The sequence below is a fragment of the Streptomyces sp. NBC_00425 genome (assembly GCF_036030735.1).
In the GTDB taxonomy this organism is placed as follows: Bacteria; Actinomycetota; Actinomycetes; order Streptomycetales; family Streptomycetaceae; genus Streptomyces.
Genome location: NZ_CP107928.1, coordinates 584899 through 598103, shown reverse-complemented (window position 1 = coordinate 598103; position 13205 = coordinate 584899). Strand labels below are relative to the sequence as shown.

General features: G+C 66.1%; 13 protein-coding genes and 3 pseudogenes. 8 read left to right on the top strand and 8 right to left on the bottom strand.

Translation table 11 applies throughout. From position 1 onward, the window contains the following. Nucleotides 1–54: 54 nt before the first annotated feature. A pseudogene (locus OHS82_RS43380) lies at nt 55–135 on the bottom strand (helix-turn-helix domain-containing protein); the annotation flags it as partial. Nucleotides 136–224: 89 nt separating this feature from the next. Further along, nucleotides 225–1634: a pentapeptide repeat-containing protein gene (locus tag OHS82_RS02670; RefSeq protein WP_328433173.1), complete on the bottom strand. Its 1410-nt coding sequence runs from the start codon at nt 1632–1634 to the stop codon at nt 225–227. On the opposite strand from OHS82_RS02670, the gene OHS82_RS02665 reads away from it, so the two are divergent. Beyond that, a protein-coding gene (locus OHS82_RS02665) for an IS5 family transposase (protein WP_328436014.1) occupies nt 1536–2335 on the top strand; the annotation gives its coding sequence in 2 pieces (ribosomal slippage) (nt 1536–1869 and nt 1869–2335; 801 coding nt in all). The two genes, OHS82_RS02670 and OHS82_RS02665, sit on opposite strands and share 99 nt — an antisense overlap. Nucleotides 2336–2351: 16 nt before the next feature. Here OHS82_RS02665 and OHS82_RS02660 read toward each other — a convergent pair. Further along, nucleotides 2352–2888, bottom strand: a complete 537-nt coding sequence (locus OHS82_RS02660) for an SMI1/KNR4 family protein (RefSeq protein WP_328433169.1) — start codon at nt 2886–2888, stop codon at nt 2352–2354. Between the two features lie 359 nt (nt 2889–3247). On the opposite strand from OHS82_RS02660, the gene OHS82_RS02655 reads away from it, so the two are divergent. Continuing rightward, nucleotides 3248–4072 (top strand): IS5 family transposase, encoded by an 825-nt coding sequence (locus OHS82_RS02655; RefSeq protein WP_057583908.1) that lies wholly within the window; start codon nt 3248–3250, stop codon nt 4070–4072. Nucleotides 4073–4108: 36 nt separating this feature from the next. Here the strand turns inward: OHS82_RS02655 and OHS82_RS02650 are convergent, their stop codons facing one another. Further along, nucleotides 4109–5203, bottom strand: coding sequence for an NAD-dependent epimerase/dehydratase family protein (locus tag OHS82_RS02650; protein WP_328433172.1), 1095 nt, complete (start codon nt 5201–5203; stop codon nt 4109–4111). Between the two features lie 946 nt (nt 5204–6149). On the opposite strand from OHS82_RS02650, the pseudogene OHS82_RS02640 reads away from it, so the two are divergent. Both OHS82_RS02640 and OHS82_RS02635 read left to right on the top strand, forming a co-directional pair. Then, a pseudogene (locus tag OHS82_RS02640) lies at nt 6150–7020 on the top strand (glycosyltransferase family 2 protein). 102 nt (nt 7021–7122) lie between these two features. Further along, entirely contained in the window at nt 7123–7353 is a 231-nt protein-coding gene (locus tag OHS82_RS02635) for a hypothetical protein (protein WP_328433171.1), read from the top strand. 17 nt (nt 7354–7370) lie between these two features. Here the strand turns inward: OHS82_RS02635 and OHS82_RS02630 are convergent. Further along, nucleotides 7371–7604: pseudogene (locus OHS82_RS02630) on the bottom strand (IS630 family transposase); the annotation flags it as partial. Nucleotides 7605–7791: 187 nt separating this feature from the next. Here OHS82_RS02630 and OHS82_RS02625 point away from each other — a divergent pair. Beyond that, the gene (locus OHS82_RS02625; protein WP_328433170.1) at nt 7792–8553 is read left to right on the top strand and encodes an alpha/beta hydrolase; all 762 of its coding nucleotides are present in this window, start codon (nt 7792–7794) and stop codon (nt 8551–8553) included. Nucleotides 8554–9079: 526 nt separating this feature from the next. Here OHS82_RS02625 and OHS82_RS02620 read toward each other — a convergent pair. After that, nucleotides 9080–9904: an IS5 family transposase gene (locus OHS82_RS02620; protein ID WP_057583908.1), complete on the bottom strand. Its 825-nt coding sequence runs from the start codon at nt 9902–9904 to the stop codon at nt 9080–9082. A gap of 304 nt (nt 9905–10208) precedes the next feature. Here OHS82_RS02620 and OHS82_RS02615 point away from each other — a divergent pair. Then, nucleotides 10209–11008 (top strand): IS5 family transposase gene (locus OHS82_RS02615; protein ID WP_328436014.1). Its coding sequence is split into 2 segments (ribosomal slippage): nt 10209–10542 and nt 10542–11008, totalling 801 coding nucleotides; the frame shifts between segments, so codons are not numbered across the junction. A 16-nt stretch (nt 11009–11024) separates the two neighbouring features. Here the strand turns inward: OHS82_RS02615 and OHS82_RS02610 are convergent. Next, on the bottom strand, nt 11025–11561 hold the full coding sequence (locus OHS82_RS02610; protein ID WP_328433169.1) for an SMI1/KNR4 family protein: 537 nt from the start codon (nt 11559–11561) through the stop codon (nt 11025–11027). Nucleotides 11562–11748: 187 nt separating this feature from the next. Here OHS82_RS02610 and OHS82_RS02605 point away from each other — a divergent pair, with 187 nt between their 5' ends. Continuing rightward, nucleotides 11749–12504, top strand: coding sequence for an endonuclease/exonuclease/phosphatase family protein (locus OHS82_RS02605; RefSeq protein WP_328433168.1), 756 nt, complete (start codon nt 11749–11751; stop codon nt 12502–12504). 2 nt (nt 12505–12506) lie between these two features. Continuing rightward, nucleotides 12507–12638 (top strand): hypothetical protein, encoded by a 132-nt coding sequence (locus tag OHS82_RS02600; protein ID WP_328433167.1) that lies wholly within the window; start codon nt 12507–12509, stop codon nt 12636–12638. A 47-nt stretch (nt 12639–12685) separates the two neighbouring features. Here OHS82_RS02600 and OHS82_RS02595 read toward each other — a convergent pair whose 3' ends face one another. Continuing rightward, nucleotides 12686–13171 carry a WapI family immunity protein gene (locus tag OHS82_RS02595; protein ID WP_328433166.1) on the bottom strand — a complete coding sequence of 162 codons (486 nt, stop codon included), beginning with the start codon at nt 13169–13171 and terminating at the stop codon, nt 12686–12688. Between the last annotated feature and the right edge of the window lie 34 nt (nt 13172–13205).

The following is a 13205-nucleotide window of genomic DNA, read 5'->3' as shown; positions in this document are numbered from 1 at the left end:
GTCACTGGGGAGTATTGCTCGCCGCCAGCACTCTGAGGCCGGCGAGGGCACACTAAGATCGGCAGCCTTCAGCCGGACTTGCTCCCGGCGAGCCCGCTCCTCACAAGTCAGCCCACCACCGTTGGGATACCTCATCCCTCCCGCATACCGGGCCCTCGTCAATCGTAATTACACCCCGTAACCCGCACCTCTGAAGATCTCCTAGCCCACCAAGAACATGCGCCTTATCCGCCCCGCCCCACAGTTGTCTCAGCCTCTCTGAACGTTGCCCAGCCATCAGCGGTGGGCTCGACCTCCCAACCGCTCGGCCAGCTGCACGTCGCTACGCCACCCGACATCGTCATCAGTGCCTTTGCGCCGTGGAATGAGACATCCTTTGCGAACCTCGCGCTATGGAAGGTGGCGCTCTCTTTGAACCTTGCGTCGGTGAATTTGACGGCGCTTGCGAACTGGCTGCGGAAGAAATCGGAATTGCCTCCGAACGTCACTTTGTCGAAGGACGCCTTGCCTTTGAACCTCGCGTCGGGGAAGCGGGCATGCTTGGTGAAAACTGCGTTGGAGAACCTGGCTTCGTCAGCGAACTTCGCCTCACGGAACCAGGCATCGTCGGTGAACATTGTCGATTCGAAGCGGACGAGACCGAGGAACTTTGTGTCCCCGAAGGAGGAACGGGCGAGCGTTGCATCGCGAAACCATGCGTCACCGGCGACCGTTGCCTGATCGAAGATGAGACCGCCGGTGAACGTTGCCTTTCGGAAGGAGGCGTCGAGGGTGAACCCCGCGCGGAGGAAGTCAACGCAATCGGTGAATACTGCTCCATCGAAGGTAGCGTTGCCATAGAATGTCGTGTGAGAAAAACTGGCACGCCTAATGAATTCCGCGCCCTCGAAGGAGACCTTCCTGGTAAATGCCGCGCCCTCGAAGGAAGTCGCGCTGGTGAAGGTTGCGTAGGTGAAGTCAGCCTCGCCGACATGGAGCTTGCTGAAGTCCCCGGCGAGGAGGGTGGCGTGGCTGAGGTCGACACGAATGCCGTCCCAGAACTTGTTATCGGCAGCGACGGTCTCTCCGTCGACCGGCAGTCGGGAGTCGCAGAGGTGGAGTCGCAGAATGCGCTCAGCGGTCTTACGCACCTGGAGCTCCTGCCGCCGTTCATTGTTCGGATCTGATTCCGCTGGTGGGGTGTAGGGCATGCGCAGGTAAGCGCAGATGACGTCAACGATGGTCTGACGGTGGGCAGCGGCTGATTGTCCGAGCCGCTCCAGCGCGTGCAGCCCGCCCAGACGCACCGGGGCTTGATCACTACCGAGTTGCTCGACAGCTTTCGTGTACAGCTCGGTGATGCGCCGCTCGCTTGCGTCGTAGTCGGTTCTCTCGGTGGCCTCCTCGTGGTGCTGCTGTCGGCGAAATGTCAGCAGTACTGTAATGGCCGCTCCCACGCCGGCGCCTGCGGCAAGAGCGGTGCGCACCACCTCGATCTGCTGCTGCTTATTGGACTTCATCTCATTTGGCTGATTAAGCTGCCGGTCGTGGTAGGGATCGTTGAACGGCTGGTGCCGGACGAGTTGTGGGAGCTGTTTCAGCGGGTGGTGCCGGAAGCGCCATCGCGGCCTCAGGGTGGTGGCCGGCGTCGGCACGGCGACCGCGAAGTCCTGGCCGCAATCGTCTTCGTGGCGACCTCTGGCTGCACGTGGCAGCAGTTGCCGACCGCCTCGTTCGGGCCGTCCGGCGCGACGGCTCACCGCCGCTTCACCGAGTGGACCAAGGCCCGAGTGTGGGCCAAACTCCACCGCCTGGTCCTCGACGAGCTTGGATCCCGCGGCGAGTTGGACTGGTCCCGCTGCGCGATCGACTCGGTGAATATGCGGGCCCTAAAAAGGGGGAGCTGACAGGCCCGAATCCTGTGGACCGGGGCAAGTACGGGTCAAAGATCCACTTGATCACGGAGCGGACCGGCCTGCCCCTGTCCATCGGGATCTCGGGCGCCAACCTGCACGACAGCCAGGCGCTGATCCCGCTGGTGAAGGGCATTCCTCCGATCCGCTCGCGGCGAGGACCCAGGCGACGACGGCCCCACAAACTCCACGCCGACAAGGGCTACGACTCTAACCACCTGCGGCGATGGTTAGCCGGCCGAGGCATCCGGCACCGCATCGCCCGCAAGGGCATCGAGACCTCGCAACGGCTCGGCCGTCACCGCTGGACCATCGAACGCACCATGGCCTGGCTCGCCGGATGCCGACGCCTGCACCGCCGCTACGAACGCAAGGCCGACCACTTCCTGGCTTTCACCAGCATCGCCTGCACTCTGATCTGCTATCGCAGGCTCGACAGATGAGGCAGACCAAGTAACTTCAGAGCCTGCGCAAGCCCGCGCCCCACAGAGCCGAATCCTTCATGCCCTCGGCCCGGCTGTCTGCGCTCAATGCCCTGCGCAGAAACTCCGTCATGCCGCAGTCAAAGCGCGTCCAGGTGTCATCGCCGTGGCTGAAGAGCACCACCGGCCAGTCCTCAGGATTGCCGTGGGTGAGCCAGCAGTACAGGTCAGCACTGCCATCCGCTCCCCAGGTCACCAGATCCTCGGCTGCTGCATCGACGCCCGTAGGTTCGGTGTCCACCCACGTAGCTCGCGTGTCCGCGGTGATGAACCCCATGCCGCCCTTCGGGGCGCCCGGTTCATCACAGGTCTCAGGAGTCACGATGGCAGGAACCAGCACGCCCAGATCCAGGTTCGGCAGGCCATCACCGTAGTGCGCGAGGAACTCCTTGAAGTCTGAGGGGAACACGAGCCCCCAAGCCCTTTGCACGGCCTCCCAGTCAACCAACACCCCCGCTTCGGCTGGCGGAGGTATCAAGCGGATCAGACCCGCGAGCCCAGCGCGGTCAATCATGTCCCTGCTCCATCCGCCTCATCTGCCGAGACGACCTGTATCGGCACCCCGTGCGTCAACTGGGGCCGACACCTTATCTCGGCCAAATGAGATGGCTTCTAAGTGAGCGTTTGGTTCGGTTATCAAACGTTTCCTGCCGATTCTCGGCGGTCAGACCCAGACGCCGGACCGGGCGATCCGCCGGAATAACGGCTTATACGGCATCAGCGGACCAGTAATGCGCCGGGTTCCTGGCAAAAGCTCCTGTCTCATTCAGAAACCACCCGGTTCATACGACACCGCGAACTCGCGACCCTGAAGCACCCAACACCCCCGCACACGCCCTGCACAGGCCGGCTGCCACCGCATACCCAGGCATCATGCAGCCCTCACGGCCCTACCCCAGCGACCTGTCCGACGCCCGCTGGGAACTCATCCGTCCCACCCTCGAAGCCTGGCGCCAGGCCCGCAACGGCATCCGCAAACCCACCCACGACCTGCGCGCCCTGATCAACGCCATCCTCTACGTCGACCGCACCGGCATCCCCTGGCGCTACCTACCCCACGACTTCCCGCCCCACCAAACCGTCTACGGCTACTTCGCCCGATGGGAAACCGACGGCATCTTCGACCAGCTCACCGGCCTCTTACGCGGCAAAGTCCGCCAGGCCGAAGGCCGCACCAGCGAGCCCAGCGCCTGCCTGATCGACAGCCAGAGCATCAAAACCTCCGCCACCGTCCCCCTGACCAGCCAAGGCATCGACCCGGCCAAGAAAATCATCGGGCGCAAGCGCCACATCATCACCGACACACTCGGCCTCCTCCTCGCCGTCGCCGTCACCGCCGCCAGCGTCCACGACTCCGCCGCCGGCACCCAACTCCTGACCCACGTCCGCGAACGCCACCCCACCATCACCAAAGCCTGGGCCGACAACGGCTACAAGACCAAAGCCGTCGAACACGCCGCCCAGATCGGCATCGACCTGGAAATCGTCCAGCGCAACCCCGGCGTCCGCGGCTTCCACGTCCAACCCCGCCGCTGGGTCATCGAACGCACCCTCGGCTGGCTCATGCACCACCGCCGCCTGACCCGCGACTACGAAACCCACCCACACCGATCAACCGCCATGATCCAGCTCGCCGCCATCAACCTCATGACCCGCCGCCTCACCCACGAAGCCACCACCAACTGGCGCGACAGCTAAGCCAAATGAAACGGACAACAGAGAACCAAACGCTCACTAAGCCGCGGCGGCCTCCCGCCCCAGCCAGTGCGGGGCAGCGGCCGGGGTGGCCTGGAGCCACTTCACGTATCGGGCCACACCGTCGGTGATGGTGACCCTCGGCCTCCAGCCCAAGACGCTCTCCATCCGGCGGGTGGCGGCGTATCCGCCGAAGGGATCGCCGGCGGGGAGGGGCGTCTCCAGCAATGGCGTGTTCGGATAGTGGGCTTGGACCAGTCGGGCCACCGTCCTGACGCTGGTAGGGACACCGCTGCCGATGTTCACGGTCTCGGTGTGAGCGCGCGCGCTGGTCAGGGCCCTCAACGTCCCTTCGGTGATGTCGTCCACGTGCACCAGGTCGCGGACCTGTCGGCCGCAGCCGTTCAGGTGGAGCGGGAGCCCGAGGTGGGCCCGCGCGGCGAACCAGGCGACGACCCAGGAGTGGGAGTCGCGCTTGACGGTCTGCGGTTCGCCGTAGACGGAGAAGTACCGGACGATCGCGTACGACGTGCCGGCCTGGCCGAGGACGAGTGCGGTCTGTTTCTCGCCCCACGCTTTCGTGTTGCCGTAGACGGACTTCGGGCGCGTATGCGTGAACTCGTGGAACTGGGGCGGGATACGGCCGTGGACGGACTCCAACAGCTGGCGCATGGTCAGCAGTTCAAGGCTGTCGGTCTCTTCAGGGTTGCCGTCGCCGTAAACGCTGGCTGAGGAGACGAACACCATCCGGCGGACGCGGCCGGTCGCAGCGACGGCGTCCAGGACGTTCTGGGTGCCGGCGACGTTGGTGTCGATGGCAGCCAGCGGTTCGCGGGTGCAGGCGGCGACATCCGCCAGGGCGGCGGCGTGAATCACGTAGTCCGAGCCCGCGACCAGCTCGCGCACGAGCGCGGCGTCCCGGACATCCCCCACGACCAAGCCCGGGTCCCCGACGCGAACGCCGAACAGGTCGGCGTACACCTGCTCCGGGTAGGCATTCATGGTGCACAGGGCCGTCGGGCGGGCACCGAGCGCCCGCAGCCGGGCGGTGATGCGGGAGCCGATGAGTCCGGCGCCGCCGGTCACCAGGACGGTGGCACCGGCCAGGGCGCCGAGGTCTGAGCGGTGGTCCACGATGCCTCCACAACAGGGTCCGGGTAGAAAATGACAGCCGGCCGGCCTTGCCATCAGTGAAGCGGCAGTCACGGTGCGCGGGTACCGTCAGCAGTGCGGCATCCTGTTCAACCTGTTCAAGATCGCTACAGGGAGCGCGAGTTGACGGACAGTCGACCTCCGAACACCGCACTGGCGGACGCCATCGCCGAGGCCGGGTGCACGTACGAGTCCCTGGCCAGAGACATCCGTACCGTCGCCGCCGAGGCGGGGGAGGAACTGCACACCTCCCGCTCCGCCGTCCACTCATGGGTCACCGGCGGTACCCCAACCGGTCAGACCCGCTCATACATCGCCGAGGCTCTGACCAGAAGACTGAAACGGAACGTGACGCTCACCGAGATCGGTCTAGGCTGCGCAGGCATCGGGCAAGGTCGACCGGCAAACCGAGGCACTCCTACTGGTGACCTGCGCCAGGGTGTACGGGGCCGGCGGGCAAGGCGAGAAGGCCGCGGCCCTACTGCTGTCGGCCGAAGACGCGATGCTGGCAGGAAATGATCAGGTGCCCTCCTACGCCGCGGCCTCCGGGCCCGTCGCTGCCACCGTCGCCTCCCACACCGGCAAGACCCTCACCGACATGAAGGACCACCAGGCAGCCGAGAAGCACTATCGCGCGGCACTCAAGGGCCGGGTGCCGGGCACCTACCAGCGCGTGCACGGCCTCACCATGGTCAACCTCGGCAAGTCAGTCGCGGGCACAGCACCGCCACGAAGAGGCCGTCGCCCTGTGGAACCGCTCCCTCGACTTCATGGACGGGGTGACCTCCGACCGGAACCGGAAGGAAATCAAGTCCATCCAGTCCGCGGCAGCCGGCTACCGACGGCGGCGAATCCCCGGAGCCGAAGCACTGAGCCAACGCTCCGTAGACCTCCTGCGAGCCCAGAGGTGAACGGGCCCCCAACCGGCATGCCCACGGTGGGCGTCGTGATCCTCACCATGGGAGACCGGGACAAGGAACTTCAGGCCCTCCTCGAGTCGGTGGCCGCCCAGGAAGGGGACCCCGCGACGGTCGTCGTCCTCGCCCAAGGGGTAGAGCCTCCGCACCTACGCGGCGCAGCCACAGCCGTCCACCTGCGGGAGAACCTGGGCATCCCCGGCGGAAGAAACGCCGGTGTCCAGTGGCTACGCGAACACGGAGGCGTCGACGTCGTCCTCATCCTCGACGACGACGGCCTGCTGCCCCAGACCGACACACTGCGACTCCTGCGAGAGGCGTTCAGCACGAACCCTCGCCTCGGGATCGTAGGTTTCCGCATCGCAGACGAAGACGGCGTCTCCCAGCGCAGGCACGTACCCCGCCTCGGCGGAGCCGACCCGCTCATCTCCGGACCGGTCACGACGTTATTGGGTGGCGCTCACGCCATCCGCATGCAAGTGATCGACCAAGTAGGCGACTTCCCCGCACAGTTCTTCTACGCCCACGAAGAGACGGACTTCGCCTGGCGCGCCCTCGACGTCGGCTGGGAGATCGACTACCGGGCCGATCTGGTTCTGACCCATCCCCGAACCGAACCGTCGCGCCACGCGGTCTACTACCGCAATACCGGACGCAATCGGGTTTGGCTGGCCAAGCGGCACTTGCCTGCCGTCCTGGTCCCCGCGTACCTCGCCTCATGGGCGGCATACACCCTGATCCAGCGCCCCCCCGCTGGCAGGCCTGACGTCGTGGTGGGCCGGATTCTTCGAGGGGGTGCGCACCCCCTGCCCACCGCGACGTCCCATGCGGTGGCGGACCGTGTGGCGCATGACCCGACTGGGCCGGCCGCCGGTGATCTGACCCCTCGCTAGTGCTCTGACCGCGAAGGTCCGCCGCGTTGGGGTGTATCGATGGCTCCCAGCAGCAGTACAGTCGGCGCGCTGAAGGAGCAGAGGAGCCCCGGTGCGCAAGAGAGACAGCAACGCTGATGGTCACGGCCCGCGGGCCGTGACCATCAGGTGGATACAGGCCGTGCTGTTCGGAGTCGTTGTCGTGCTGGTCGGGTTCCGTGTCTGGGACCGGGACCACGGCGGCGCTCTGAGCTCGATCACGTTCGGGGTGATGGCCGCATCGGCACTGTCCATCGGCGTGCTGGAACGCTATCGGGCAAACGCCGCTAAACGATCTCGGTGACTCACCTCTCAGCTGGCTCAGGCCGCCGCTGACAGGAGTCGGCCACCCCAGCGGATGCCCTTCTCGCTGCGGATGCGGGCGCGTTCACGTCGTTCGACGGCCAGGACGTCGCGGTGGCGGGCGTTGCGCCAGCGTAGGTAGGCGTGCAGGGCCCGGGTCTGCACGGTGTGGTTGGGTCGGTGGGAGTTGGCGATGGTGAACTGCCGCAGCGGTCCGAAGCGGGCCTCGATCGGGTTGGCCCAGAAGGCGTAGTACTCCAGCCGTAGATCATGACTTCCGCTGGCGAGATCCCTCTCCACTTGCTGCGCTTGATCCGGATGTCCATCCGGTCCTTGAGCCAGCAGCGGCTTGCTTCCGACGGTTGACCTGGCATCAGGCCAGCCGACTCGCGTTGGTAGCGTGATGTGGTTCGTGGTGTGATCAGTCGGGGGTGCCGGGGTGGCCACAGAGGTTCTCGTCAAGACGGGGCTCAGGTACGGGGCCAGTGGCAAGCTCCTGGACGTCTATCAGCCTGCAGGCGCGTCGGGTCCTGTGCCCGCAGTGCTGCTCTGGCACGGCCGGGGCCCGGACGAACGGGACGTGCTCGCGCCGGTGGCCCGCGCTGCGGCAGAGTTGGGCGTCCTCGTCCTGGTGCCGGACTGGCGTCCCGACGCGCCGGACGGCGGGCGAACGCACCTGAGGGAGTCGGCTGTCTTCGTGCGGCAGAACGTGGCCGACTTCGGCGGGGACCCCGAACGGATCGTGCTCGCCGGTTGGTCGCTGGGCGGCAAGGCCGCGGTAGGCGTCGCCCTGAATCCCGCAGCATTTGGCGACTGGAGGCCGCAAGCGATCGTGGGAATCGCGGGTTCGTACGCATCGGCGGCACCGACCGCCGGCACCGCTCCGATCGACGAGCTCCGCCGGGGCGGCAGCCTGTTGCCACCTCTACCGGTGTGGCTGGTGCATGGCACCGCCGATTCGGTGGTGGACGTAGAGCGTTCACGCGAGCTGTGCTCGGCTCTCATGGACCAGGGTTGGCCGGCGTCGCTCTACGAGGTCGCAACCGATCACGCCGGCGTCATCATGACCGAGTTCGTCCCCCAGTACCATCGCTGCCTGCCCAGCACCGCCGCCCACGCCGTCGAGGGGGGATCGCGGACCGCCGACGTACTGGCCCGCGCCGCTGGAATCACCACCCAGCACTCCAGCCGTCGATCGTGATCGCACTGGTCAAGACCGGTATGAAACAGTTGCGGTCACTGGTGATCATTGCCAGTTGTGTGGACAAACGAAGAGCAGGCGGTGGCAGCAGGTCACGGCGTAGTCCCTACCGTGGGCGAGTAGTGTTCGAACAGTATGTGAGTTCGAGATAGTCGCGAGGCGTTCGGCTATGGCGCTTCCGTAAGGCCATCCCGTGACGCTCGCGGTCGGCGGCAGGCCAGCACCGGGCAACGGTCCGGGCAGTGCACCGCCGCCCTCGAACTCTCCACCCCCACCCACGACCGCCCGCACACTGGACACTCCTACCGCCGCTGTTACTGCCCAAATCGCCGACACCGTCGGCGCTGGCGAGGCCTCCACCGCCTGCCTGCTGCACCGCCGCACGGCGCAGGCGCTCTTCACGGCCTGGCTGCCACCGCAATGGGCTATTGCCTGGTACCTCAAGTCATCCGACTCTCGGTGCACAGGCAGCTGCGACGGGGAGGCTTAGTGAGCGTTTGGTTCTCTGTTGTCCGTTTCATTTGGCTTAGCTGTCGCGCCAGTTGGTGGTGGCTTCGTGGGTGAGGCGGCGGGTCATGAGGTTGATGGCGGCGAGCTGGATCATGGCGGTTGATCGGTGTGGGTGGGTTTCGTAGTCGCGGGTCAGGCGGCGGTGGTGCATGAGCCAGCCGAGGGTGCGTTCGATGACCCAGCGGCGGGGTTGGACGTGGAAGCCGCGGACGCCGGGGTTGCGCTGGACGATTTCCAGGTCGATGCCGATCTGGGCGGCGTGTTCGACGGCTTTGGTCTTGTAGCCGTTGTCGGCCCAGGCTTTGGTGATGGTGGGGTGGCGTTCGCGGACGTGGGTCAGGAGTTGGGTGCCGGCGGCGGAGTCGTGGACGCTGGCGGCGGTGACGGCGACGGCGAGGAGGAGGCCGAGTGTGTCGGTGATGATGTGGCGCTTGCGCCCGATGATTTTCTTGGCCGGGTCGATGCCTTGGCTGGTCAGGGGGACGGTGGCGGAGGTTTTGATGCTCTGGCTGTCGATCAGGCAGGCGCTGGGCTCGCTGGTGCGGCCTTCGGCCTGGCGGACTTTGCCGCGTAAGAGGCCGGTGAGCTGGTCGAAGATGCCGTCGGTTTCCCATCGGGCGAAGTAGCCGTAGACGGTTTGGTGGGGCGGGAAGTCGTGGGGTAGGTAGCGCCAGGGGATGCCGGTGCGGTCGACGTAGAGGATGGCGTTGATCAGGGCGCGCAGGTCGTGGGTGGGTTTGCGGATGCCGTTGCGGGCCTGGCGCCAGGCTTCGAGGGTGGGACGGATGAGTTCCCAGCGGGCGTCGGACAGGTCGCTGGGGTAGGGCCGTGAGGGCTGCATGATGCCTGGGTATGCGGTGGCAGCCGGCCTGTGCAGGGCGTGTGCGGGGGTGTTGGGTGCTTCAGGGTCGCGAGTTCGCGGTGTCGTATGAACCGGGTGGTTTCTGAATGAGACAGGAGCTTTTGCCAGGAACCCGGCGCATTACTGGTCCGCTGATGCCGTATAAGCCGTTATTCCGGCGGATCGCCCGGTCCGGCGTCTGGGTCTGACCGCCGAGAATCGGCAGGAAACGTTTGATAACCGAACCAAACGCTCACTTAGACTTCATCTCATTTGGCTGATTAAGCTGCCGGTCGTGGTAGGGATCGTTGAACGGCTGGTGCCGGACGAGTTGTGGGAGCTGTTTCAGCGGGTGGTGCCGGAAGCGCCATCGCGGCCTCAGGGTGGTGGCCGGCGTCGGCACGGCGACCGCGAAGTCCTGGCCGCAATCGTCTTCGTGGCGACCTCTGGCTGCACGTGGCAGCAGTTGCCGACCGCCTCGTTCGGGCCGTCCGGCGCGACGGCTCACCGCCGCTTCACCGAGTGGACCAAGGCCCGAGTGTGGGCCAAACTCCACCGCCTGGTCCTCGACGAGCTTGGATCCCGCGGCGAGTTGGACTGGTCCCGCTGCGCGATCGACTCGGTGAATATGCGGGCCCTAAAAAGGGGGAGCTGACAGGCCCGAATCCTGTGGACCGGGGCAAGTACGGGTCAAAGATCCACTTGATCACGGAGCGGACCGGCCTGCCCCTGTCCATCGGGATCTCGGGCGCCAACCTGCACGACAGCCAGGCGCTGATCCCGCTGGTGAAGGGCATTCCTCCGATCCGCTCGCGGCGAGGACCCAGGCGACGACGGCCCCACAAACTCCACGCCGACAAGGGCTACGACTCTAACCACCTGCGGCGATGGTTAGCCGGCCGAGGCATCCGGCACCGCATCGCCCGCAAGGGCATCGAGACCTCGCAACGGCTCGGCCGTCACCGCTGGACCATCGAACGCACCATGGCCTGGCTCGCCGGATGCCGACGCCTGCACCGCCGCTACGAACGCAAGGCCGACCACTTCCTGGCTTTCACCAGCATCGCCTGCACTCTGATCTGCTATCGCAGGCTCGACAGATGAGGCAGACCAAGTAACTTCAGAGCCTGCGCAAGCCCGCGCCCCACAGAGCCGAATCCTTCATGCCCTCGGCCCGGCTGTCTGCGCTCAATGCCCTGCGCAGAAACTCCGTCATGCCGCAGTCAAAGCGCGTCCAGGTGTCATCGCCGTGGCTGAAGAGCACCACCGGCCAGTCCTCAGGATTGCCGTGGGTGAGCCAGCAGTACAGGTCAGCACTGCCATCCGCTCCCCAGGTCACCAGATCCTCGGCGGCTGCATCGACGCCCGTAGGTTCGGTGTCCACCCACGTAGCTCGCGTGTCCGCGGTGATGAACCCCATGCCGCCCTTCGGGGCGCCCGGTTCATCACAGGTCTCAGGAGTCACGATGGCAGGAACCAGCACGCCCAGATCCAGGTTCGGCAGGCCATCACCGTAGTGCGCGAGGAACTCCTTGAAGTCTGAGGGGAACACGAGCCCCCAAGCCCTTTGCACGGCCTCCCAGTCAACCAACACCCCCGCTTCGGCTGGCGGAGGTATCAAGCGGATCAGACCCGCGAGCCCAGCGCGGTCAATCATGTCCCTGCTCCATCCGCCTCATCTGCCGAGACGACCTGTATCGGCACCCCGTGCGTCAACTGGGGCCGACACCTTATCTCGGCCAAATGAGATGGCTTCTTATGTGCCGACGGAACCTGACGTTTTGGCGCCGCCGCAGCCGGTTGCTGCGCGGCTCTCGCGCTGGGAGGAAGCCCTCGATGCGCTGGTGCCACCCAACCTGGGGGCGGGTCTGCGGATCGCGACCTGGAACCTACGAGCCTTCTCCGGCCTGACCAAGGCCTGGACGAGCCCTGAGGGCGCCTCGCCGAAGCGGAACTTCACCGATGTGCACCTGATCGCCGCGGTGATGCGCCGGTTCGACGTGGTCGCGGTGGAGGAGGTGCGCGGGAACCTGCGGGCCCTGCGGCACCTGATGAAGGTGCTGGGGGAGGACTGGGCATTCATCCTCACCGACGTGAGCGAGGGCAAGGCCGGCAACGACGAACGGCTGGCGTTCTTGTTCGACACCCGGCGGGTCAAACCGTCCGGGCTGGCCTGCGAGCTGGTGGTGCCCCTCGAGAAGGACGCGGGCGTCACGGAGGGCGGACTGGACCGCCAGTTCGCCCGCACCCCCTACGCGGTCAGCTTCCTCTCACGCGGCCAGACGTTCACCCTGGTCACCCTCCACGTCCTCTACGGCGAGGACGCTGCGGAGCGGGTCCCGGAACTGCAGGCGATCGCCGACTGGCTGGCCGGCTGGGCGGAGCGCGAGTTCGGCTGGGACCACAACCTCATCGCGCTCGGAGACTTCAACATCGACGTGCCGACGACCCGCTGTTCAAGGCGTTCACCTCCACCGGCCTGGTCCCCGCCCCGCAGCTGGCGGGACTTCCGCGCACCGTCTTCGACGACGCCGGAGCGGAGCACTTCTACGACCAGATCGCCTGGTTCACCAAAGGGCAGAAACGCCGGCCGGTCCTGACCTTGGAAGCCGGCGCCGGCGGCCACGTGGACTTCGTGCCCGCACTCCAGGGCGATCTCACCCTGACCGAGTTGTCGTGGCACATCTCCGACCACTACCCGATGTGGGTCGAATTCGCGATCCCCACCCCCTGAATCGACGGCCGCGAGCCGCGAGCCAGGTGGTCACACATGAACGGTGATCAGCGGGATGGGAAGGAAGCCAGAGAGAGATCCCACTCGTCAGCCGCGTGAAGCAATGCCGCTGCGTCCATCCTGACTTCCACGACGTACTGATAGATGTCGGCCCCGTCGGCCCCCTGTTGCCACGGGGGTGCCGCCTCCAAGGACAGATGAACGCGAATGACCGAGGCCCCACCCTCGCTTCGATCGGCGAGGCTGAAAGCCGCAACCGGCTCGATGAACCACGTGTCCGGCGACAGCTCACCTCCGGCATCAGGTTCGGTGACAGGCACCGTCCCCGCGGCCACCGCGCGCAGCCACTCAGACACCTGGCGGGCCTCACTTGTGAGCAAACACGGATCGGCGAAAGACCAGCTTCCCTCAGGGGTCGTCACCGTGCCATCGATGACCAGCCAGTTGTCGTCGTACGAATCGCCCCGGACAGAGGCGAACTGATAACGCACCGGCCGGAGATCGACACTGCTGACGTGATCGTTCAGGAGCACCGGGACAGGATGCCACGCGCTGGCCGACAGGACG

Bases quoted from the DNA above. Each gene is read 5' to 3' on its own strand.
- OHS82_RS02660 (WP_328433169.1), bottom strand. From the start codon at position 2,888: ATGATTGACCGCGCTGGGCTCGCGGGTCTGATCCGCTTGATACCTCCG.
- OHS82_RS02655 (WP_057583908.1), top strand. From the start codon at position 3,248: ATGCAGCCCTCACGGCCCTACCCCAGCGACCTGTCCGACGCCCGCTGG.
- OHS82_RS02620 (WP_057583908.1), bottom strand. From the start codon at position 9,904: ATGCAGCCCTCACGGCCCTACCCCAGCGACCTGTCCGACGCCCGCTGG.
- OHS82_RS02610 (WP_328433169.1), bottom strand. From the start codon at position 11,561: ATGATTGACCGCGCTGGGCTCGCGGGTCTGATCCGCTTGATACCTCCG.